20 protein-coding genes are annotated in these 20013 nt (G+C 65.3%); 10 read left to right on the top strand and 10 right to left on the bottom strand.

The features are described 5' to 3' along the window. Window positions 1-5 precede the first annotated feature (5 nt). Window positions 6-1175 (top strand): aminotransferase class I/II-fold pyridoxal phosphate-dependent enzyme, encoded by a 1170-nt coding sequence (locus ACFQZZ_RS07970; RefSeq protein WP_378676071.1) that lies wholly within the window; start codon window positions 6-8, stop codon window positions 1173-1175. A gap of 4 nt (window positions 1176-1179) precedes the next feature. On the opposite strand, the gene ACFQZZ_RS07965 is transcribed toward ACFQZZ_RS07970, so the two are convergent. From ACFQZZ_RS07965 to ACFQZZ_RS07955, 3 genes are all read right to left on the bottom strand, one after another. After that, entirely contained in the window at window positions 1180-2658 is a 1479-nt protein-coding gene (locus ACFQZZ_RS07965) for a carboxylesterase/lipase family protein (RefSeq protein ID WP_378676068.1), read from the bottom strand. 109 nt (window positions 2659-2767) lie between these two features. Beyond that, window positions 2768-3667 carry an MBL fold metallo-hydrolase gene (locus ACFQZZ_RS07960; RefSeq protein ID WP_378676065.1) on the bottom strand — a complete coding sequence of 300 codons (900 nt, stop codon included), beginning with the start codon at window positions 3665-3667 and terminating at the stop codon, window positions 2768-2770. A gap of 242 nt (window positions 3668-3909) precedes the next feature. Continuing rightward, complete coding sequence (locus ACFQZZ_RS07955) at window positions 3910-4818, bottom strand: helix-turn-helix domain-containing protein (protein WP_378676062.1); 909 nt, start codon at window positions 4816-4818, stop codon at window positions 3910-3912. 257 nt (window positions 4819-5075) lie between these two features. On the opposite strand from ACFQZZ_RS07955, the gene gndA reads away from it, so the two are divergent. The 3 genes from gndA to ACFQZZ_RS07940 all read left to right on the top strand — a co-directional run bounded on the left by gndA (window position 5076) and on the right by ACFQZZ_RS07940 (window position 8803). After that, entirely contained in the window at window positions 5076-6521 is a 1446-nt protein-coding gene (gndA, locus tag ACFQZZ_RS07950) for an NADP-dependent phosphogluconate dehydrogenase (RefSeq protein WP_378676059.1), read from the top strand. Between the two features lie 324 nt (window positions 6522-6845). Continuing rightward, window positions 6846-8159 carry a hypothetical protein gene (locus ACFQZZ_RS07945; protein WP_378676056.1) on the top strand — a complete coding sequence of 438 codons (1314 nt, stop codon included), beginning with the start codon at window positions 6846-6848 and terminating at the stop codon, window positions 8157-8159. A gap of 257 nt (window positions 8160-8416) precedes the next feature. Continuing rightward, entirely contained in the window at window positions 8417-8803 is a 387-nt protein-coding gene (locus ACFQZZ_RS07940) for a helix-turn-helix domain-containing protein (protein ID WP_378676053.1), read from the top strand. A 39-nt stretch (window positions 8804-8842) separates the two neighbouring features. On the opposite strand, the gene ACFQZZ_RS07935 is transcribed toward ACFQZZ_RS07940, so the two are convergent. Together ACFQZZ_RS07935 and ACFQZZ_RS07930 are read right to left on the bottom strand one after the other, a co-directional pair. Next, entirely contained in the window at window positions 8843-9436 is a 594-nt protein-coding gene (locus ACFQZZ_RS07935) for a ClpP family protease (RefSeq protein ID WP_378676050.1), read from the bottom strand. Then, window positions 9433-10038 carry a ClpP family protease gene (locus ACFQZZ_RS07930; RefSeq protein ID WP_378676047.1) on the bottom strand — a complete coding sequence of 202 codons (606 nt, stop codon included), beginning with the start codon at window positions 10036-10038 and terminating at the stop codon, window positions 9433-9435. The genes ACFQZZ_RS07935 and ACFQZZ_RS07930 overlap by 4 nt, the downstream gene beginning before the upstream one ends. Window positions 10039-10396: 358 nt before the next feature. On the opposite strand from ACFQZZ_RS07930, the gene ACFQZZ_RS07925 reads away from it, so the two are divergent. Beyond that, window positions 10397-11770: an FAD-binding oxidoreductase gene (locus ACFQZZ_RS07925; RefSeq protein ID WP_378676044.1), complete on the top strand. Its 1374-nt coding sequence runs from the start codon at window positions 10397-10399 to the stop codon at window positions 11768-11770. Further along, window positions 11767-12828, top strand: coding sequence for a sulfite oxidase (locus ACFQZZ_RS07920; protein ID WP_378676042.1), 1062 nt, complete (start codon window positions 11767-11769; stop codon window positions 12826-12828). The genes ACFQZZ_RS07925 and ACFQZZ_RS07920 overlap by 4 nt, the downstream gene beginning before the upstream one ends. An 87-nt stretch (window positions 12829-12915) precedes the next feature. On the opposite strand, the gene ACFQZZ_RS07915 is transcribed toward ACFQZZ_RS07920, so the two are convergent. Beyond that, entirely contained in the window at window positions 12916-13863 is a 948-nt protein-coding gene (locus ACFQZZ_RS07915; protein WP_378676039.1) for a threonine/serine dehydratase, read from the bottom strand. Window positions 13864-14192: 329 nt separating this feature from the next. Between ACFQZZ_RS07915 and ACFQZZ_RS07910 the strand changes: the two genes are divergently transcribed. Then, the gene (locus ACFQZZ_RS07910) at window positions 14193-15101 is read left to right on the top strand and encodes a hypothetical protein (RefSeq protein ID WP_378676036.1); all 909 of its coding nucleotides are present in this window, start codon (window positions 14193-14195) and stop codon (window positions 15099-15101) included. A 293-nt stretch (window positions 15102-15394) separates the two neighbouring features. Continuing rightward, window positions 15395-16114, top strand: coding sequence for a DsbA family oxidoreductase (locus tag ACFQZZ_RS07905; RefSeq protein WP_378676033.1), 720 nt, complete (start codon window positions 15395-15397; stop codon window positions 16112-16114). 109 nt (window positions 16115-16223) lie between these two features. Here ACFQZZ_RS07905 and ACFQZZ_RS07900 read toward each other — a convergent pair whose 3' ends face one another. From ACFQZZ_RS07900 to ACFQZZ_RS07890, 3 genes are all read right to left on the bottom strand, one after another. After that, complete coding sequence (locus ACFQZZ_RS07900) at window positions 16224-16862, bottom strand: class I SAM-dependent methyltransferase (protein ID WP_378676030.1); 639 nt, start codon at window positions 16860-16862, stop codon at window positions 16224-16226. 223 nt (window positions 16863-17085) lie between these two features. Then, window positions 17086-17292 (bottom strand): DUF397 domain-containing protein, encoded by a 207-nt coding sequence (locus ACFQZZ_RS07895; RefSeq protein ID WP_378676027.1) that lies wholly within the window; start codon window positions 17290-17292, stop codon window positions 17086-17088. A gap of 5 nt (window positions 17293-17297) precedes the next feature. Then, complete coding sequence (locus ACFQZZ_RS07890; RefSeq protein WP_378676024.1) at window positions 17298-18209, bottom strand: helix-turn-helix domain-containing protein; 912 nt, start codon at window positions 18207-18209, stop codon at window positions 17298-17300. A 240-nt stretch (window positions 18210-18449) separates the two neighbouring features. Between ACFQZZ_RS07890 and ACFQZZ_RS07885 the strand changes: the two genes are divergently transcribed. After that, window positions 18450-18647, top strand: coding sequence for a hypothetical protein (locus ACFQZZ_RS07885; RefSeq protein ID WP_378676021.1), 198 nt, complete (start codon window positions 18450-18452; stop codon window positions 18645-18647). Further along, entirely contained in the window at window positions 18647-19060 is a 414-nt protein-coding gene (locus ACFQZZ_RS07880) for a hypothetical protein (RefSeq protein ID WP_378676019.1), read from the top strand. Before ACFQZZ_RS07885 ends, ACFQZZ_RS07880 begins: the two co-directional genes overlap by 1 nt. Window positions 19061-19093: 33 nt before the next feature. On the opposite strand, the gene ACFQZZ_RS07875 is transcribed toward ACFQZZ_RS07880, so the two are convergent. Next, on the bottom strand, window positions 19094-19981 hold the full coding sequence (locus ACFQZZ_RS07875) for a hypothetical protein (protein ID WP_378676016.1): 888 nt from the start codon (window positions 19979-19981) through the stop codon (window positions 19094-19096). Between the last annotated feature and the right edge of the window lie 32 nt (window positions 19982-20013).

The raw sequence follows: 20013 nt of genomic DNA, 5'->3' as shown, positions 1-20013 counted from the left end.
GCCGTATGAACCTTTCGTCTGCCGGCCGGTATCAGATCGGCCACTCCCCCCGTCCAGCTCAGGAATCGTTCGAGCCGCTCGATTCCTTTATCGCCGACATGCGGGCCGAAGCGCCGTACATAGTGGGGTTTCCCGCCAATCTCGACTTCGGCTTCAGCAGGTTCGCCGGTTTGCTCGACATCTTCGCCACTAACGTGGGCGACCCGGACAGCGAGGACAAAGCACGCGTCGGCGTCAAGGAAATGGAGCTCGCCGTCGTCGATTTCGTTGCCCGCCTTGCCAACGCAGATCCGAGTCGGACCTACGGTTATGTGACCGGCGGTGGCACCGAGGCCAACCAGTTCGGCCTCGACCGCGGATGCGACCTGCTACCCGAAGCCCGGATCTACTGCAGTCGAGCGACCCACTATTCGATCAGCAAGAGCGCCAGGCTGATGCGCAAGGAATTGGTCGTCGTCGACTGCGATGCGCAGGGGCGGATCGATGTCGACGCGCTGGCCCGCGAATGCGTTAGCGACGCGGGCCGCGGCGCCGTCGTAGTTGCGAACATCGGCACCACGATGACGGGCGCGATCGACGATGTGGATGCGATCATCGCGGCGGCCTCGGCGGCGGGCCGGGTCTACGTGCACCTGGACGCCGCCCTCAGCGGTCTCATACTTCCCTTCACACCGGAACGGGAATCGTGGGGTTTCGTCCGGGACGAAGTCGGCAGCGTCACCGTGTGCATGCACAAGGCACTGGGCATGCCGATGCCGAGCGCGCTCGCGCTCTGCCGGTCCGAACTGGTCACCTCCGAAGTGGCGGGCGAGTATATCGGCGCGACCGATGCCACCCTCGCCGGTTGCCGAAGCGGGCTGGCTGTCGCGCTGATCTGGCAATCCTTGGCCGCACTCGGTATTTCGGGGCTGGAGCTCAGTGCGCGGAATTCTCTCGAGATGGCCGAGCGCGCGGTCGAGAAGCTCGCAGATATCGGGGTGCGCCCGACTCGAAATCCCTCGTCGATCATGGTCAATTTCGATCGGCCCGCCGAATGGATCTGTCGGAAGTACCATCTGGCCACCGTCGGCGACCGGGCCCGCATCGTCACCGTGTCCCATGTGCGCAAGCAGGTGATCGACGAGCTGTGCCACGACATCGCGAACGATGGTGATAGCCGGCTGCCGAGCAGTTGATCGATCAGAATGCCGGAGACCGTGCCTGCGTGCTGAGTTCCCAGGTCTCGCCGATGTGCATCGTGTCGCGGTGGGCGGGGCTGTGAGGTGCCCAGCCGGGATCGCCGGTGGTGGCGAAGCTGACCCACGCCTGGTGCATCCGACGCGCGAGGTCAGTGGGTGGTTCAGCGCTGCCGAGCAGTGCCTGCGGGCCGTGCAGCGAGGGCAGTTGGACGCGGTCGAACACGAACGGCAGTTCGATGACGTGGGTGGCACCGAGCCTGCCGTCGAGGGCATTCGATCGCCAGGTGAACTCGTACAGGAACGTCCTCGCACCGGGCGTGGTGGCGTGGGCGGCAGCCATGGACCTCGTGCCGTTCCCGAACAGGGCGTCGCTGACGATGGCGGAGTGCAGTTCTGTGTTGGAGGCACCGGGGCGTCGGGTTCGGTATGTGTGGACGAGTTCGGCGGGGCGTCGATGCGACCTTGCGGCAGCGGCCAGGAGATCGGCTTCGCTGGTGTCGATCAGGCCGCCCTGAGTGGCCAGGTAGAGGTTGCCTTCCTCAGTGTTCGAGCCGATGAGCAGGTCCACGTCGGCGCCGTGCACCGCGGCGAGAGTGTCGGCAGGCTGCCGGTCGAGGACGAGGCTGAACGGCGTGAGGCCACCGAGCGGGTGGAACGTGTCGTGGATGCTCAGGTCCACGGCGCCGAGACGGGGCATGATCTCGACGAAGCGTTCGTCGGGGATATCGGCCATGGTCATTGTCGTGGGGTCTAGCCCGAGTTCGTGGCCGGCCGCGTCGGTGACGCGCTGTGCCTGGCCGGGCGTCAACGCGCCGGTTCCGGTGCCGCTCTGGATGATTGCCCTGCGGATGAGCCCACGAGCGGCCGGGTCTGCCAGGATGCCCCCGACGAGGATGGCGCCCGCGGACTGGCCGAAGAGTGTGACGTTGGTGGGGTCGCCACCGAAAGCGGCGACGTTGTCATGGATCCAGCGCAGTGCGGCGAGGACATCGAGCATGCCGCGGTTATCGGGCGCGTCGCCCAGGTGCAGGAAGCCAGGGATACCGAGGCGGTAGTTCACGGTGACCAGCACCACGCCGTCGCGCGCGAAGGACTGCCCGTCGTAGAGCGCGGCGCGGGTGGATCCCGCGACGAATCCGCCGCCGTGCACGAAGACCATGACGGGGGCCGGCCGGTCCTGCGTGGCGGGAGCCCGGATGGTGAGCGTGAGGTAGTCGGCGCCGGGAATCCAGCCGGGACCGAAATACGGAGACATGTCAAGGGCGCCGAAGACGTCACGCCTGGGCTGGGGCGCGGTGGGGCCCTGGTGGGTGGCGTCCCGGATGTCCGTCCAGGACGCGTGTGGCTGGGGCGGAGCGAACCGGAGTGCTCCGGTGGGGGCTGCCGCGTAGGGCACATCGAAGAAGACTGCGCCACCCGAGAGGCGGAGTCCGCGGACCGGACCGGAGGTAGTGGTGATGTCGAGGCCGAAGGATGCCATCTTGTTGTTCTTCTCCCGTTGCCGGTTCGGTGGGCGGTATCGGCGAACCCGCCGCCGTCCCACGGGGGGTGGCACGACGGCGGATTCGCGGTTCGTTCCGTCTCGCTCTTCAGAGCCGGTCGAGCGAAGCCCATCGCTTGATGTCGAACGAGTCGGCATCGCGGGCCACCTCGAGCGCGCCGTGCCCTGCGAAGTGGGCTGGCAGCACCAGCGCGTTGTTGTCAGCGGCCCAGCCGAGGATCTCTCGGCGGGTGGCACGGGCGGCGTCCGCGTCCTCACAGAAGCAGCTGTTGTGGTCCGGCCGCATGACCTGGAAGGGAGAGTGCAGCAGGTCACCGGCGAACACAGCGCGGTCGGAGCCGGAGGCCAGCATGACGATGCTCGACCCGGGGGTATGACCGGGCGCGGACTGTAGGCGAAGGTTCGAGTCGATGGTGTGGCTGGACTCCCAGAGCGTGACCTGACCGGCGGCGTACACGGGCGCGACGCTGTCCTCGAACACGTTCTGGTTGACGCCACCGGCGATCTTCGGGTTGTTGGCCGGATTCCAGAACTCGAAGTCCGCCTTGGGCATCAGATACGTCGCGTTGGGGAACGTCGGTACCCAGGACTGGCCCTCCAGGCGAGTGTTCCACCCGACGTGGTCGACATGTAGGTGGGTGTTGACCACGATGTCGACCTCGGCCGGGCGGATACCGGCGCGCGCGAGGTTGCCGAGGAAGTCCAGCTCCAGGTGTCCCCAAGACGGGGCGTAAGGGCGTTCCTTGTGATTGCCGACGCCAGTGTCGATCAGAATGGTCCTGCCCTCGCTGCGCAGGACCCACGTCTGCACGGCGACCTCGCAGATGTCGGTGTCCGCGTTGAGGAACTCCGGGACGAGCACGGACCGGTGCTCGTCCCATTCCTCCTTCGTCGAGTCGGGGAAGAACACGTCCGGGGTCATGCCGACCGGCCCGTGCATCTCCTCGACCCGAGTCACTTCCACGTCACCGAAGGTGATGTCACTCATGTTTCTACTTTCCTGTCCGGTGTTCGGTTTGCTGAATGTGTGTGACGTCCTGCCCTGTATGCGGCCAGAAGCAGTCCCGCAGTTGCGTCGAATTCCGTATTCCTTTCAGGTTTTTCGGGCACGCCGAATACAGGTATGCACAAGGAAGTTCTTGGTACCGAATCGTGTCGAATTACTTTGCGGGGCCGCCATTTCGACTGCGGCCGCAATATCCGCCCGGTGATTTATTGGGCGACAAGTGCCTAATTTCCAGTAAGACGTGCGCTCTTCCGTGCCACGGAATCGACCCCCGAGTTGTCGCCGGTAGGTATAGCGGTCCGTGCCAGGAGAATGAGCGCGTGCTCGGAAGCTGAGCCGGATTCCGCAGTCGCGACGACGACTTTCTGCCCTTGCTCGGTATGCAGGGTCTGCTGGGTGACCGTCATGGAACCCACGAGCGGGTGCCGCATCTCGTAGACACCGACATCGCAGGCCCGAACGCGATGGTCGGACCACATCGCGCTGAATTGTGGGCTCCGCACCGTCAACTCGCCGATCAGTGATGCCAGCAGCGGGTCGTCGGGATTGTGGCCGGCCGCCAGCCGGAGGTTGCCCACGACGTCCTTCGCCTTCGCCTGCCAGTCCGCGTACAACTCACGGGTGTGGGCGTCGGAGAACACCAACCACGTCATGTTGGGCCGCGCGGCCGGGCGGTTCGGGCTGTCCGGATCCAGGTGTCCGGCGTACAACGCGTGGCCGGTGCGGTTCCAGGCCAGGACGTCACCGCGACGACCGAGGACAAGGACCGGGATGTCTGCCAGCGCTGTCACCAGCTGACGCACCGCTGGTGTGACCCGCTCCGGCGCGGGCCGACGCCCGCCTCCCTGGCGGCGCGGAGAGTTGGCGAGGTTGTGCAGGTGACGGCGCTCGGCCGCATCCAGGCCAAGGGCGCCAGCGATCGCGTCCAACACCTCGGAAGAGGCATTGAGCGAGTGGCCCTGCTCGAGCCTGGAGTAGTACGACGAGCTCACGCCGGCCAGCAGGGCCAACTCCTCGCGCCGCAGCCCGGGTACCCGCCGCCGCTCGCCGTGCCGGACCAGTCCGACATCCTCCGGCCGCAGCCGGGCACGACGTGCCTGCAGGAACTCACCCAGCTGCCGTCTTCTGTCCATGTTTCCCAGTCTGGAAGGCGCTTGGAGCTTTAGCCACACCACGCCGGGGATAGGCAACGCAGGCAGCGGTAGGACGGCGGAGGCAGTTCGCCGCGTTCGAGAATCCAGCAACCATGCCGACGGCCCGCCGCGGCCGCCCGACTCGTCGACTTGGCGGGTGTGTTCGTCATGCTGGTGGCCGAAGGGGTAGAAAGGTCGAGGCCGAACAGCTTCGCGCGGTCACGCAATTGCACCTGTCGAACGAAGAGAGCGGATTCATGGCGACCTCTACAGCGCGCGCACAGATCGGGGTTACCGGCCTGGCAGTCATGGGTAGCAACATTGCCCGAAACTTCGCCAAGCATGGCTATACGGTGGCGCTGCACAACCGCAGCGTGGCCAAGACCGACGCCTTGCTCGAGGCACACGGCGCCGACGGCGACTTCGTGCGCACCGAGACCATCGAGGAATTCGTCGCGGCGCTGGAGAAGCCGCGCCGGGTGCTGATCATGGTCAAGGCGGGCGATCCGACGGACGCCGTCATCGAGGAGCTCGCCGCCGCCATGGAGCCGGGCGACATCATCATCGACGGCGGCAATGCGCTCTACACCGACACCATTCGGCGTGAAGCGGCCATGAAGGAGCGCGGCCTGAACTTCGTCGGCGCCGGCATCTCCGGCGGCGAGGAGGGTGCACTCAACGGCCCCTCGATCATGCCGGGCGGCCCGAAGGAGTCCTACGACTCGCTCGGCCCACTGCTGGAATCGATTGCGGCGCAGGTCGACGGCACACCGTGCTGCACCCACATCGGCCCCGACGGCTCCGGGCATTTCGTCAAGATGGTCCACAACGGCATCGAGTACGCCGACATGCAGCTGATCGGCGAGGCCTACAACCTGTTCCGCGATGCGCTCGGCTTCGGCGCGAAGCAGATCGCCGATGTGTTCACGCAGTGGAACTCCGGAGACCTGGAGAGCTACCTCGTCGAGATCACCGCCGAGGTCCTGAACCAGGTCGACGCGAAGACGGGTAGGCCGCTGGTCGATGTCATCGTCGACGCGGCCGAGCAGAAGGGCACCGGCCGCTGGACCGTGAAGGCCGCGCTCGATCTCGGTATTCCGGTCACCGGTATCGCCGAGGCGGTATTCGCGCGGGCGCTGTCCGGGTCCCGGGCACAGCGCAAAGCCGCGGTCGGCCTCGCCTCCGGCAAGCTGGCCGAAAAGCCCACCGACGTAGCGCAGTTCACCGAGGACATTCGGCAGGCACTCTATGCGTCGAAGGTTGTCGCGTATGCGCAGGGCTTCGACCAAATCGCCGCGGGCAGTGTGGAGTACAACTGGGATCTGCATCCCGGCGACCTGGCGACGATCTGGCGTGGCGGCTGCATCATCCGGGCCCGATTCCTGAACCGGATCAAAGAGGCCTACGACGAGAATCCCGCCCTGCCGAGCCTGATCCTCGCACCGTACTTCCGCGAAGCGATCGAAACGGCAATCGACAGCTGGCGCCGCGTCGTCTCCACCGCAACCCTGCTCGGCATTCCGGTGCCCGCGTTCGCGTCGTCACTGTCGTACTACGACGCCCTGCGTGCCGAGCGACTTCCGGCGGCACTCACCCAGGGCCAGCGCGACTTCTTCGGTGCACACACCTACGAGCGCATCGACTCCGAGGGCAAGTTCCACACCCTCTGGAGCGGTGACCGCAGCGAGGTCTCGGCAGACTGACTTCAGAATCGACACCGACAACAGCGGACTGGTGTGCGGTAGTCGCCCACACCAGTTCTGCTGTGGCGCACGGACCTCAGTCGAAGGCGTCGGCGCCCCGGCGAGCGGCGACCGCCTCATCCACACGGAATAGGCCGTCGTACTCGATGCAGTGCGCTCTGCCGAATATGTAGGTGTGAGCTTGCGAGCAACAGTGGCCAGCGACCCGTACGAGCCTCGGATGCCAGCCTTGGCAAGCTCGCGGTTGCCCGCCTCGAGCCGAGGCTGTAAAAAAGCGGTGCGGCTCACGGGTTCTCGTGTGGCCTTGCCTACCGGAGTGGTGATGTGAGCTTCTGGATCGACGTATCGGCCGAGACCGACGAAGAGCGAGTGGCGGCCTGGCAGCGGCAGCTGGAGCCGTTGGTGGCGGATGTGTTCGCCACCTATTCGGCGGGATTCCACGGCGACTACTCGCCGGGGTCATTGGCCGAATTGGAACAGTTCGTCCTGGCGGCGCTGCCGGACCTGGACGGAATGAAGCAGCCCACCACCTTGCCGGTCGTCAAGGCCGCCGTCGGGTACCTCGGCGAGACGTTGTTGCGGGCCCGCGGCGGCGAGTGGGTATGGGGGCAAGGGGAACTCGCGGGCATGCCGTATGTCGCGCTCGACGAGGAGCGGGCGCGGCTTGCGCCATTGGAGTACATCATCGAGGCGGTGCGCGTCCGCGATGGCAAGCAGTTCACGCAGCTGTGGTCTCGCGTCGAGGCGGGCGAACCCGCCGCCGATTCCTCGGATCTATTGCTCACGTTGGTCGTAGCGATCGTGCAGGACCACGGCTACTCCTGCACGATCGAATCCGACACAGTGATGTTGTCCGGAAGCGGCGTGTCCGACTGGGAGTTGTCGTTGGACAATCTGCGCCGCAAGGTGGCCCCGGAGCCGGAGGATCAGTGGCCTGCCCTGGTAGCTGATCATCTGAGCACGATGTTCGCGGAGCTGGACGTCACTGCGACGGCCCCGCTCGACATGGCAGACCTCGACCGGATACGGCCACTGCTGCGGGCGCGGATGTACCCGGAGGATATGGAGGACGTCGGTATCCCGGTCGTGTCACGAACCCTTGCGCCCGGACTCGCGCAGCGGGTGGTGATCGATCAGGTCAATACGATGGTCAGCGTCACCTATGACCGCCTGTCCCACTGGCGGATTCAGGAACAGGACCTGTTCGAGATCGCGGAGGACAACACACACGACGACGGACTTCTCACGGTCGAAGATCTCGAAGTCGAAGACGAGCGGATCCTCGGCCTCTATGGCTCGGCCGACTATGCCAGCGCACATGCGCGCTGGCTCGGCGAGTATCCGGTGGTCGGACGGTGGGGTGCGGCATTCGTGGTTCCGTGCGAGGGCACGGTCTTTATTCACCCGCTCGATGGCATGGACGCCTACGTCAGCGTGGGCACGCTGGCGAACATGGCGATGGTGACTCACGCCGAACGGCCTTCCCCCGTGAGCCCGTCGGTCTACTGGTGGCACGACGGCATCATCGAACTCGCTGCCGATGTCCGCAAGTCCGGCGATGAGCTCGAGCTGCACGTCTCGGCGGAATTTCAGGAGGTGATGGAGCAGATCGCCGAATATGCCGACGGCACAAGCTGATACGTAGCTCGAACGACGACATCACCCGACATCGCCGACTCGATTCCCGGCGACCGGCGAGCTGGCGACCGGGATCGGCCGTCGCTTCAGCAGATGCGCTCTGCGGGGGCGGGCGATCCATCCAGTTCGGCTGATCCACCTCGACCCACCACCGAAAGGCACCCCGTGACCAGTCCGGCGGGCATTGTCCACAGAGTTCGTACGCCCAGAGCGTAATAACTAGGCAGACCGAACGCAGCTGGCCTTACGCTCTGCATATGACCGAGCATCCGAGACTTCACTCGATCCCCGGTGGACGCGACGAGCGGACGCGGCAACCGGAGCGGCAGTCCGATCGGGAGCCATTGTGGCGCGAGGTGCTCGGGCAGCGGTTGCGCACGCTGCGCCAGGACCAGCACGAGACGCTGGTCGAGACGGCGGGTCGCGCGGGCGTCTCGCCGCAGTACCTGTCCGAGGTGGAGCGTGGTCGCAAAGAGCCGTCCAGCGAGATGATCGCGGCGTTGGCCGGAGCCCTCGGCACCACCCTCGGCGGGCTGACCGCGCAGGTCGCCGACGAGTTGCGCGCGCACCACCGGTCCACCTTCCTCCCCCGGTCCGCGCCGCGTTCCGCCACCGCGCCGACACTGCTGGCGCTCGCGGCCTAGTTCGCCGCGAGACACCGAGCAGCGCAAGGCAATTCAGCGTCAGGTACGCGCTTCCAACAGGCGGTCGACGAGCCCGTAGTCGACCGCCGCCTGCGCGGTGAAGACTCGATCCCGATCGGTGTCGTGCCGCAGCCTTTCCGGCGACTGTCCGGTGTGCTTCGACAGGATGGACTCGATCTCCGCGCGCATCCGCACCAGCTCGTCGGCCTGCAGGATCAGGTCGGGAATCGCGCCCTGCCCGCGAGATGCGGGCTGGTGCAACACCACTCGGGCATGCGGCAGCATGGCGCGGCGGCCGGGAGCCCCGGCCGCCAGCAACACCGCACCGACGGCGATGGCCTGGCCGACGCATGTCGTCTGCACGGGTGCACTGATGTGTTGCATGGTGTCGTACACCGCCAGCATCGAGGACAGGTCGCCGCCCTCGCAGTTGATGTACAGGTTGATCTCCTGCTCCGGCCCCTCCGAATCCAGGTGCAGCAGCTGCGCGATCAACGCATTCGCCACTCCCGAGTCGATCGGTGTGCCGAGGTAGACGATCCGTTCGGCGAGCAGGTGCGAGTAGATATCCGTGATGCGTTCACCGCCGCGCGGATGCTGCGCGATGACATTGGGAATCGTGTAGCTGGTCATTCCGAAATTCCGATCTTCTGACGTTGCGGAACGATCTGCCCGAACGAGTCGACGATGTGGTCGATGAAGCCGTACTCCTTGGCCTGTGTCGCGGTGAACCAGCGGTCGTGCAGCGAATCCTCGTAGATCCGATCGAAGGGCTGCCCGGTGTCCTCGGCGATGAGGCCGAGCACAGTGTCCACCGTGTAGCGCAGGTCCTCGGCCTGGACTTCGACCTCTACCGCGCTACCGCCGATACCGGCCGATCCCTGATGCATCAGCACCCTGGCACGCGGCAGGGCGAAACGCCGGCCCCTGCTGCCCGAGGACAACAGGAATTGCCCTGCACTGCATGCCAATCCGAGCGCCAGTGTCGACACTTCGCACGGCACCAGACGCATGACGTCGCGGATGGCGAGCATCGCGGGAACCGATCCGCCGGGGGAATGAATCCACAGCGAAACGCCTGCCTCCGGGTTCTCCGCGGCGAGCGTGAGCAGCTGCGTCATCAGCAGCGTCCCATTGTCGTCGTCGAGCGGACCGTCGAGCACCAATATCCGGCGGCTGAGCAGTTGCTCACGAGCGCGCCAGCTGAACATCCGAGTGTTGTCATCGTGGGCCATGCGTCCACCGTGCCCCAGTGGCAGCCCAGAAATCGCCCCTCGCTGCCGTGAGCAGATCTGCTCACGGCAGCGAGGGCGAGAACGCCGGAGGCAGCCGGAACGGCTTCGAGCTCTTTTCGCCACTTCCGGAGAGTTCTATACTTTTACCTACCTCCATCAAGATCGATGGAGGCGACCGCGGGTCGGGAGATCGGCGAGATTCTTATTAAAATAGGCAACTAGCGGCGAGATTACGGAACGCAGAGTAGAGCGTCCGCCTTTCACCGAATTCCGAATTGCGAAAAGCGATGTCGGCCGCATTGCCGAGCACTATTCGTCAACACTTCCGCGGCATTCCCCGCACGGTGGAAGGAGAACGATGAGCACGACTGTAGAAGAATTGCGCGAACAGGTACGCGCGCCCGTCGTTACCTCGGACGATCCGGGTTACGACGAAGCACGCACAGTCCACAATGGCATGTTCGATCGCCATCCGCTGGTCATCGTGCGGGCAGAGCAGGCCGCCGACGTCGTCGCCGCGGTGAACTTCGCCCGGGACGCCGGCCACGATCTCTCGATCAAAGGTGGCGGGCACAGCGCGCCCGGGTTCGGCACCAACGACGGCGGAGTGGTCATCGATTTGTCGCTGATGCGCGCCGTGCACGTCGATCCGAATTCACGCACCGCACGGGCCGGGGCCGGGGCAACCTGGGGAGACTTCAATTACGCGACACACGCGTACGGGCTGGCGACCACCGGCGGGATCGTCTCGACCACCGGCGTTGCGGGACTCACGCTCGGTGGCGGAATCGGATATCTTTCTCGCGCATATGGATTGACGATCGACAACCTACTGTCGGCCGACGTGGTAACCGCAGACGGGCAAATCAGGACCGCGAGCCCGACGGAGAACGAAGACCTCTTCTGGGCGCTGCGCGGTGGCGGTGGCAACTTCGGCGTTGTCACCTCATTCGAGTTCCGGCTACACCCCGTCGACAAGGTATATGTCGGCCTCTTCTTCTACGAACTCGAGTACGCGGGTGCGCTGCTGCGATTCTTCCGCGACTTCATCCCCATTGCGTCAGCAGCGTACGGCGCGTTCCCCGCATTCCAGATCGCCCCACCGCTGGAGTTCATCCCCGCCGACCGGCACGGCGACACCTTCTGCGCCGCGATCGTGCATTGGGCCGGACCGCTCGACAAGGGCGAAGAAGCGATGGGGCCGTTCCGAGATTTGGCGCCCAGAGTCGCCGAAATGGTCGGGCCGATGCCTTATCCAGCGCTGAACACCGCGTTCGACGGGCTCTTCCCCAAGGGCATCCGCAGCTATTGGAAGGGCAGCTTCGTCACCGAATTGACCGATGCCGCCATCGAACAGCACCTGGTCTACGGCCCGAAAGTGCCAGAGGTGAGCGCGACGATGCACATGTATCCGATCAACGGAGCCTGCCACCGAGTCCCCGCCGAAGACACGGCATTCGCCTACCGCAACGCAACGTTCGCGACGGTGATCCTGGCCTCCTGGCACGATCCCGCAGTCGACGCCGAGCGCATCCAGTGGGTACGCGACTACTACAACGCGACAGCGCCGTATTCCGAGCCGGGCGGATACATCAACTTCATGGATGACGACGATCGGTCCCGGGTGCACGACAACTACCGCGGGAATTTCCAGCGGCTCGCCGACACCAAACGCGCCTATGACCCGGACAACCTGTTCCACTTCAATCAGAACATCAGCCCGAGCCCATGACCGAACTCGTCTCGCGCGCACAGGGAGTCCGGTTCGACGAGCTCGCACTCGCGACGCGCAACCATGGGATGCAGCTGGAAGGCATGCGGTACGACATCACGCCGATCGGCATGCACTACCTGCTGATTCATTTCGACATCCCAGCAATCGACCCATCGACCTGGCGGTTGCGAGTCACCGGAAGCGTCGAGCGAGAACTCGAGCTGTCACTCGACGACATCAGGTCGCGACCAGCGACAACTATTCCGGTCACGCTGGAATGCGCGGGCAATGGCCGCATCGGGATGGACCCGCGCAACGTCAGCCAGCCATGGGGTCTCGAGGCGATCGGGACGGCGTCGTGGACGGGCACTCCACTGCGCGGCATTCTCGATGAGTGCCGTATACGGGACGGGGCGGTCGAAGTTGTCTTCACCGGGGCTGATCGCGGATTCCAGGACAATGTCGAGCACAATTACCAGCGCTCGCTCGGCATCGGCGAATGCGGCAGACCCGAAATACTGCTCGCATACGAGATGAACGGCGTGCCACTACCACCCCAGCACGGCTTTCCCCTGCGACTGCTCGTACCCGGGTGGTACGGCATGACGAGCGTCAAATGGCTACGGAATATAGAAATCGTCGACCAGCCGTTCACCGGGATCCAGCAGGCGGCCTACCGCTATCAACAGGACAGCGACGATCCCGGACTACCGGTTTCACGAATCAGAGTGCGCGCGTTGATGGTTCCGCCCGGCATTCCCGATTTCCAGAGCCGGCGGCGGACGGTCGAAGCCGGTACTGTCGGCATTCGTGGCCGCGCGTGGTGCGGCACCGCCCCCGTGGCAGGCGTGGAAGTAGGCGTCGACGGTGTATGGCACGACGCCCGATTGGGTCACGCCCTCGCCGAATTCGCCTGGTACAGATGGAGTTATGCGTGGGACGCCCACCCGGGCGAATACCTGCTGAGCTGTCGCGCCACCGACGCGGACGGGAACACGCAACCGACCGCGCCGCCATGGAACCTTCTGGGTATGGGAAACAATCTCATCCAGGAGGTCGCCGTCACGGTCCGCTGATCAGCGGCAGAAGGGTCGCTGCCGCGCAACGCACCCGAGGCGACCGCGCCGTCGTCGAACATGTTCGCCTGCACCACTACCCCTGGTTCAGGTCAAGAGGGTGGTCAGGAGGACGGGGTCGATATTGCCGCCCGAGACTATGGCCACTTTTTTTCCGGGCGGTAGTTCGTGGCTGTGGAAGAGGTAGGCCGCGGTCGTTACGGCGCCGCTAGGTTCGGCGATCAGGCGGGCTTGGCGTGCGAGGACCCGGACCGCCGCACGGATCTCGTCTTCGCTGACGGTCAGCATGCCGTCGAGGACCTTGCGCAGGTGGGCGAACGTCAGTTCGGACGGCTGTGCGCGAAGCCCATCGGCGATCGTGCGGGCCCGGTCCGCTACCGGCCAGTCGACCTGCTGACCCAGACGCAGCCCCTCGGCAGTGTCCGCAGCCAGCTCGGGCTCGATGCCGATCACCTGGGTTTGCGGGCGAAGCGCCTTGACCGCCACACCGACCCCGGACGCGAGACCGCCACCGCTGACCGGGACCAGCACCACGTCCACGTCCGGAAGGTCTTCCACGATCTCCAGCCCGACCGTGCCCTGGCCTGCGATGACCTCGCCGTCGTCGTACGGCGGGATCAGAGCGAGCCCGTGCTCGGCCGCCAAGGCGTGAGCCTTCGCGATCTGATCGCCGATGGGTACCTCGACCACCTCCGCGCCATATGCCCGGGTGGCCTCGGCCTTGATGCGCGGCGCGACGTCGGGCATCACGATCACCGCGGGTACGCCGTACCGCTTTGCGGCGTAGGCGACGGCCTGGGCGTGGTTGCCGCTCGAGTAGGCGATGACACCGCAGGCCCGCCGTTCAGCGTCGAGGCAGGCGATCGCGTTCATCGCGCCGCGCAACTTGAACGACCCGATCGGCTGAAGGCTTTCCGGCTTGAGCCACAACGGTTGGCCCGTGTTCTCGGAGAACGGCAGTAACGGCGTCCGCAGCGCGATGCCCCCGAGCCGCCCAGCCGCCGCCCGAACATTCTCAAACGTCACAAACTCCATACCCCACTATCCCGGCCATCCTGGATCAGGATGAGGATTGAACAGCCCAGTACCCGCGAAGTGTTAAAGATCACCGATCTGCGCGACCTCTAAGTGCTGAGTCTCCCCCACCTGCGGCCTCCAGCACGGGTCCTCGGCACGACCGAATCGGCCACCAATCCACGACATCACCGAATCCAACTCAGCCACAACACGGTCCAACACCACACATCAGATCCACCAGCACCTACTCAGGCAAGTGCCGTTGCAGTACTCGGAGCTAGACCATCATGATCTGGCTCCGATGATCGACAGGACACGCCCTAGTACGAACTATCTAGACTGCCGGCATGGCCACTGACCGCGCCGACACGCAGGACCGGCTCGACGACTGGGTGCAGGGCGCCCATCCACGGATCGCTGGCCTCGCGGACTTCCAGCTCCCCGCCGACTTCAGCCTGGACTTCTCCGCCGACTCGCTCCCCCGGCTCGAGGCAGAGGTCCTGGCCCGTTTCGACGACCCCGCAGAGCTGACCGCCCCGGCGGCGCGGCCCTTCCTCGACGCCGTGACCGCCTACCTCGGCGAGACCTTGCTCCGGGTGACCGGCGGCCGCTGGATCTGGAAGCAACTGCCCCTCGCCAAGCCGGACGAGGCGCTCGGTCTGTCGGCGACTGACCCGTTTCGCCTGGTGGCGGCCGCCGTCCAGTGTCGCGACGGCGAAGAGTTCAGCCGGGTGTACGCGGCCTGGGCGGCGGCGGCCGAGGAGCACGCGGCGGCGCGGCCCAGCTGGGCACCCGCCAAGGCGTACACCCCGGGTGTCGACCCGTTCGTCCCGACCCGGTCGGAACATCTGGACGCCTGGCTGGCAGAACGGGAACGTGAGTTCCCGGCCTGGGTAGCCCGGTACGGCGCCGACGGCGCCTGGGACTTCTCGCCCGCCTCACTCGACGCGCTGGTGACGGCGGTGTTCCGCGAGACGCCGACCGACACGCTGTTCGAGGCGCCGGAGCACGCAACGTTCAGCGCGGGCGCGGAGTGGTACTGGGGCGAGGTGCTGCGCCGGGCCGCACCCTCGCAGTGGGTGTACAAAGCGGGCGCGCGCGACGGCACCAGCCCCTATGCCGGCTACTGCTATTTGTACAAGACCGAGAATAAGGGCTCCTGCACGCCGGCCCTCAACCTGGCGTACATGATCGAGCTCGACGACCGCGACTACCTACGCGACCTATACGACGCCTGGGCACACCCCTTGCCGTGACCGGACACTCGACCCTTTGCTTGAAGTCCGAAATGTCTAAGTGCTGAGTCTCCCCACCTGTGGCGTCCAGCACGGGTCCTCGGCGCGACCGAATCGGCCACCAATCCACGACATCACCGAATCCAACTCAGCCACAACACGGTCCAACACCACACATCAGATCCACCAGCACCTACTCAGGCAAGTGCCGTTGCAGTATCAGAAGAGATCTGTTTGCCCAACTACCACGTGGAGGGAACAGACGTGGTCGCCGAGATGTTGCCAGATGGGGGTCGGGGCGAGAACGAGAGAGGATGACCGTGCAGGTCGAGATCTGGACCGATATCAACTGCCCCTTTTGCTACCTGGGCAAAGAGCGCTTCGAGCAGGCGTTGACGGACTTCGCGCACCGCGACGATGTCGAGGTGGTGCATCGTTCGTTCGAATTGGATCCGACGCTGTCGGCCGACGAATCCGGTCCGGTCATTGCGAAGATCGCGCACAAGTACGGGATCAGCCAGGCGCAGGCGGCGGCCAATGAACGCGGCATCGGCGCCCAGGCCACCGAGCTCGGCCTGCCATACCTGACCGAAGGACGCGACTACGGCAGCTCCTTCGATATGCACCGGCTGCTGCACCACGCACTGGCACAGGGCAAGCAGGACGAACTGCTCGACGCCCTCTACCGCGCGAACTTCGCGGAACAGCAGTCCTTGTTCGGTAGTCACGAGCGGCTGGTCGAGATCGCCGTCGCCACCGGACTCGACGAATCGGACGTCCGCGCGGTACTCGCCGACCCCGATGCCTACGCAGCCGAGGTACGGGCCGACGAACAAGAGGCAGCTCAGCTCGGTGCCACCGGTGTCCCCTTCTTCGTGATCGACCGAAAGTTCGGCGTCTCCGGCGCTCAGCCGCCCGCAGTGTTCGTCCAAGCGCTGAACCAAGCATGGGCAGACCGCGAGCCTGCCGTGCAGATGGTCGGCGGCGCGGATGTCTGCGGCCCGGACGGATGCGAGCTCCCGGTCCGTGGTTGAGCTGCGGGACAGCCGAATTCGCGGGTCAGGAAGCAATCGTTCGGCTGATTCGACTGTGCCGCTGAGTTTGGACTAGCGCGCACAGGTCGATTCGCCGATCATCCCTCTTCTAGCTGGGCTTACGCCAGACCAGCAGGTAGCGCCAGAAGAGTAAGCGGCGAACCTCGGCGCCGGGAAGGGCCGTGATCGCCTCGGCCCGGACTTGGCGCGTGGTGAGAGGCGGGTCCAGCACGACAGGCATCGCGTCGTGCGTGGGCTCCAGCGCGTACCAGCCACGTCCGCTCGCGGCCCTTGCCGTGGCGAATGCGGCGGCGAACATGCGCTGGCCCGCGAATGCGGCGAGCTCGACGGGGATTTCGCGGGGCAGGTCGATCTTGGGCAGCGCGATCGCGGCGAGCACCCCGCCAGGGCGGAGCGCAACCGCCATGCGGGACAGCGCCTGCGGAAGCGGCGTGTGGTGCAGCGCGCTGACCGAAAAGACCGCGTCGTAGCGACCTTCGGGGACGATGTCTTCACGCAAAAAATCGGCGCGGATGCACGAAACATTATCGGGCACAGTGCGTTCGGCCGCCGCGATCATGTCCGGCGAGCAGTCGAGCGCGTCGACGTGGCGCGCACGGGCGGCGAGCTCGCTGGCGAAGGCGCCCGCACCACAGCCCACGTCCAGCACGTCCCCGCATTGTTTCGGGAGCTGACGCAGCAAGACCCGGTGGTAGTAGGCATTGTGGTCCCAGGCGAATCGGCTCACCCCAGCGATCGTAGTGCCGCAGGCCTTCCTTGAATCAACCCGGCCGACAGCGGTAAATCCGACCACGACGACGTCTCGGGCTCCCGGCTAGTACGACGGTGTAGTGAATGACGCGCGCTGGGCGCCTCTTCATGTTGGTGGATGTCCGAACGTTCGTCTCAACCGCGAGTAAGGCCCCAGCTCAACACCAATGAGCTGCGGCCTCGCTGTGCCACGTTCAGGGTTACGAGCGCTCGAACTCGCCGTCGTTCACACCTGCGGTGAAGGCGTCCCACTCGCCGGGGGTGAACTCCAGCGCCGGGCCGGTCGGATTCTTCGAGTCGCGGACACCGACGTGTCCGCTGTCAAGGAAGGCGACCTCTACGCAATCCTTGCTTCCCCCGCTGCGGCTGCTCTTGAACCAGTGAGCCTTGGACAGGTCAACGTTCACGCTCGTCACTCCTTTGCTACCCGCCGAAGCAGGTCCCTACTCGGCTGCACAGCCAACGCTACGTGACTGATTGACGCATGCGCTGAACGGTAGCGATCGACGCTGTCCGGTCGCTCCAGGTAGATGTCCCCTGTGTAGTTCTCGACGTAGACCACGGATGGCTCTTGCTTGCCCTTGGAATCCGCGTCGAAGTCCACGATCGTGAACGGCCCGGTGAGATCTCCCAGCGGTACACCGGCCGAATACGGCAGGACTCGTATCGTGACGTTGGGCCTAGTTCCGAGATCGGCCAGGTAGCGCAGTTGGTCGGCCATTGTCTTGGGGCTGCCCACCATGCGGTGGAGGACTGATTCATCGAGAACGACATCCACGGTCGCGGGATGCCCCTTTCTCGTGATGAGCTTCTGGCGATGCATCTTCATCTCGACTCGGCGAGTGATCTCGGCGGCGGGGTCGTCCGGATACACCGCGCGGATCAAAGCCTCGGCGTAGCTGGGCGTCTGGAACAACCCAGGAACGAGCTCTTGGAACGAAGTGAGCATGCTTGCTGCCGACTCCAGGCCGATGTACACATCGAAGTCCTCAGGTATGAGATCCCCGTATTCGTGCCACCAGCTCTCCGTGTTGCCCTGCTGCGCAAGGCCCTTCAGCCCTTCCGTGGTCATCTCGTCGGCACCGAGGACACGGCACAGTGCCTCGATGTCCCACAACCGGATTCGGTCCGCCGTGCCTGATTCCAGTCTCTGAAGCGTTGTTGCCCCACGTTCGATCAGCTTCGCGACTTGGGCAATAGACATCCCGGTCTGCTGACGCAACTCACGCAGATGTCGCCCTAGTTGCCGCCGAGGGACCGTTGAGCTGACCGAGATTTCCGGCTTGAAGGCATGCTTCGACGCCTTGGAGCCATCTGTGGACACTGCGAGCCTCCTGGTTGGATGGCGAAACGGTGTTTTCCGGACGATTGTGCTGCCACGCACGGATAGCGCGCAGGGGTTTCTGACGAATCCTTCTGAATCATCCAATTTCGATGGTCCGTCGCTGCTGCCGGGTATTTGCTTGGCTGCACGCCCGGACAGAGAGTTTCTGTTCCCCTCCATCGAAAACTTTCACGGCACCGGGCGCACCTGAATCGCAGTCGATGCCCCGGAGGTCGGCAGATGCCGAACAATGCGCTTCCGCAACGAGACCCGTTCACCGGACCACCAACCACCTACGTCGGCGCACCAGTCGATGTAGTCGAGAGCTTCGCTATCGCCCTACGCGAGTGGGCAGGCCAGCCAGCGGCCGCCGAATCGTCTCGGTGCCGGGGCGTCGACTCCCCCGGCATCGGGCGCACCAACCGGGAGGCGCTGTGATGCGCCGAGACAGGTTGCGTACCACCGAATCTGCGGACGGCCGGAAGGTCGCCATCTGGCGGCTGGTGCACAGCCATGTCCGCATTCTGCGGGTCCAGAATCGCGCCGATGCCTCTCCGGCCTACCGGTGGCCGGGCAAGGAGCAGTTGCCTGCGGCTACGCCGGGGTGGGTGTTGTTCGAAGTCCATTCCCGGCGAAGCGAACTCGCCTCCTCGGTCGCGGCTCTGCTCGCGGTCTTCAACGAGGACACCGCACGAAAGCTTGCTGTCGCTCCGGACAGCGGCCACGCGGTAGTTCACTATGCGGACGGGACGGTTTGCGAGGTCGACGAAGACGGCTGGCCCGCGGACTACGACGACTCGTGTCCGTTCCGCACGAACGTGGCGAGCGCCCGCGCGGGCGAGCTGCGGTAAGGGTGCGTGCGAAACTTTCACCTTCCCCCCTGGTCACGAATCTGTTCCCGCGCCCCAACTGGGGTGCTGCGCAGTTTGTTGCGGATCAGTGAGGCGGCGCGGGTTGCTGCCGTCGCTGTTCATCACCCAGACCTCGGCATGGTTTCTGGACGCTGAATCACGGGTGTAACGGGCGAAGAGGATCGTGCCGTCCGGGGAGACCGAGGGCTGCCCCGTGGAGTCGTCGATGAGTAGTCGGACGTGGTCACCGTGGACGTCCATCACATAGATCTCCGACCGGTCCTTGCCACCCCGGTTGCTGGTGAACACTATCCCGGCTCCGTCCGGGGTGAAGACCGGCTCGGAATTGAAATGCGGATCCGCCAGCAGCTGCCGTGCGGCGGTTCCGTCGGATTCCATCACCCAGATCGCGGCGCTTCTGGTGAACACGATCTTCGAACCGTCAGGCGAGAATGCGGGATACTGCGACGAGGCCGCGGCAGGGGCAGCGCCGCCGAACGGATCGGGGGTAGCGGTGAGTTGCTTCAGCTCACCGCCGTCGGTGTTCATCACGTAGATGACGCCACCGCGCCCGAAGGCGAGCCGGGTGCCATCTGGGGAGAACGTGGGGTTGTACCCGCCGTCGGCGAGTTTCGCGACATTGCTGCCGTCTGGATCCATTGTCGAGATCGAACGACCACCGACCACGATCCGCGAGCCATCGGGAGCAAAGCTCGGCTCGCTGCCGTCGGCAATCCGGGTGACCCCGGTGCCGTCGGGATTCATCACGTAGACCGACTGCCAGCTGTCAGCGAATGCGATCTTCGGCGGACGCGGTGACTGCTCGGGATCCGGTCCGCAGCTGACGATCAGCCCCGACAACACAACGGCGATAGCGACGGCGCCCCAGCCCGTGGGAGTGAGGTTACGAATGCTCGACATTCGAGCATCGTCCCCGGACGCACCTCGCGAAC

The sequence above is a fragment of the Nocardia sp. GCM10030253 genome, assembly GCF_042675075.1.
GTDB lineage: Bacteria > Actinomycetota > Actinomycetes > Mycobacteriales > Mycobacteriaceae > Nocardia.
Note: the sequence above shows the minus strand (reverse complement) of the source record. Positions and strands in the feature narration are given on the sequence as shown.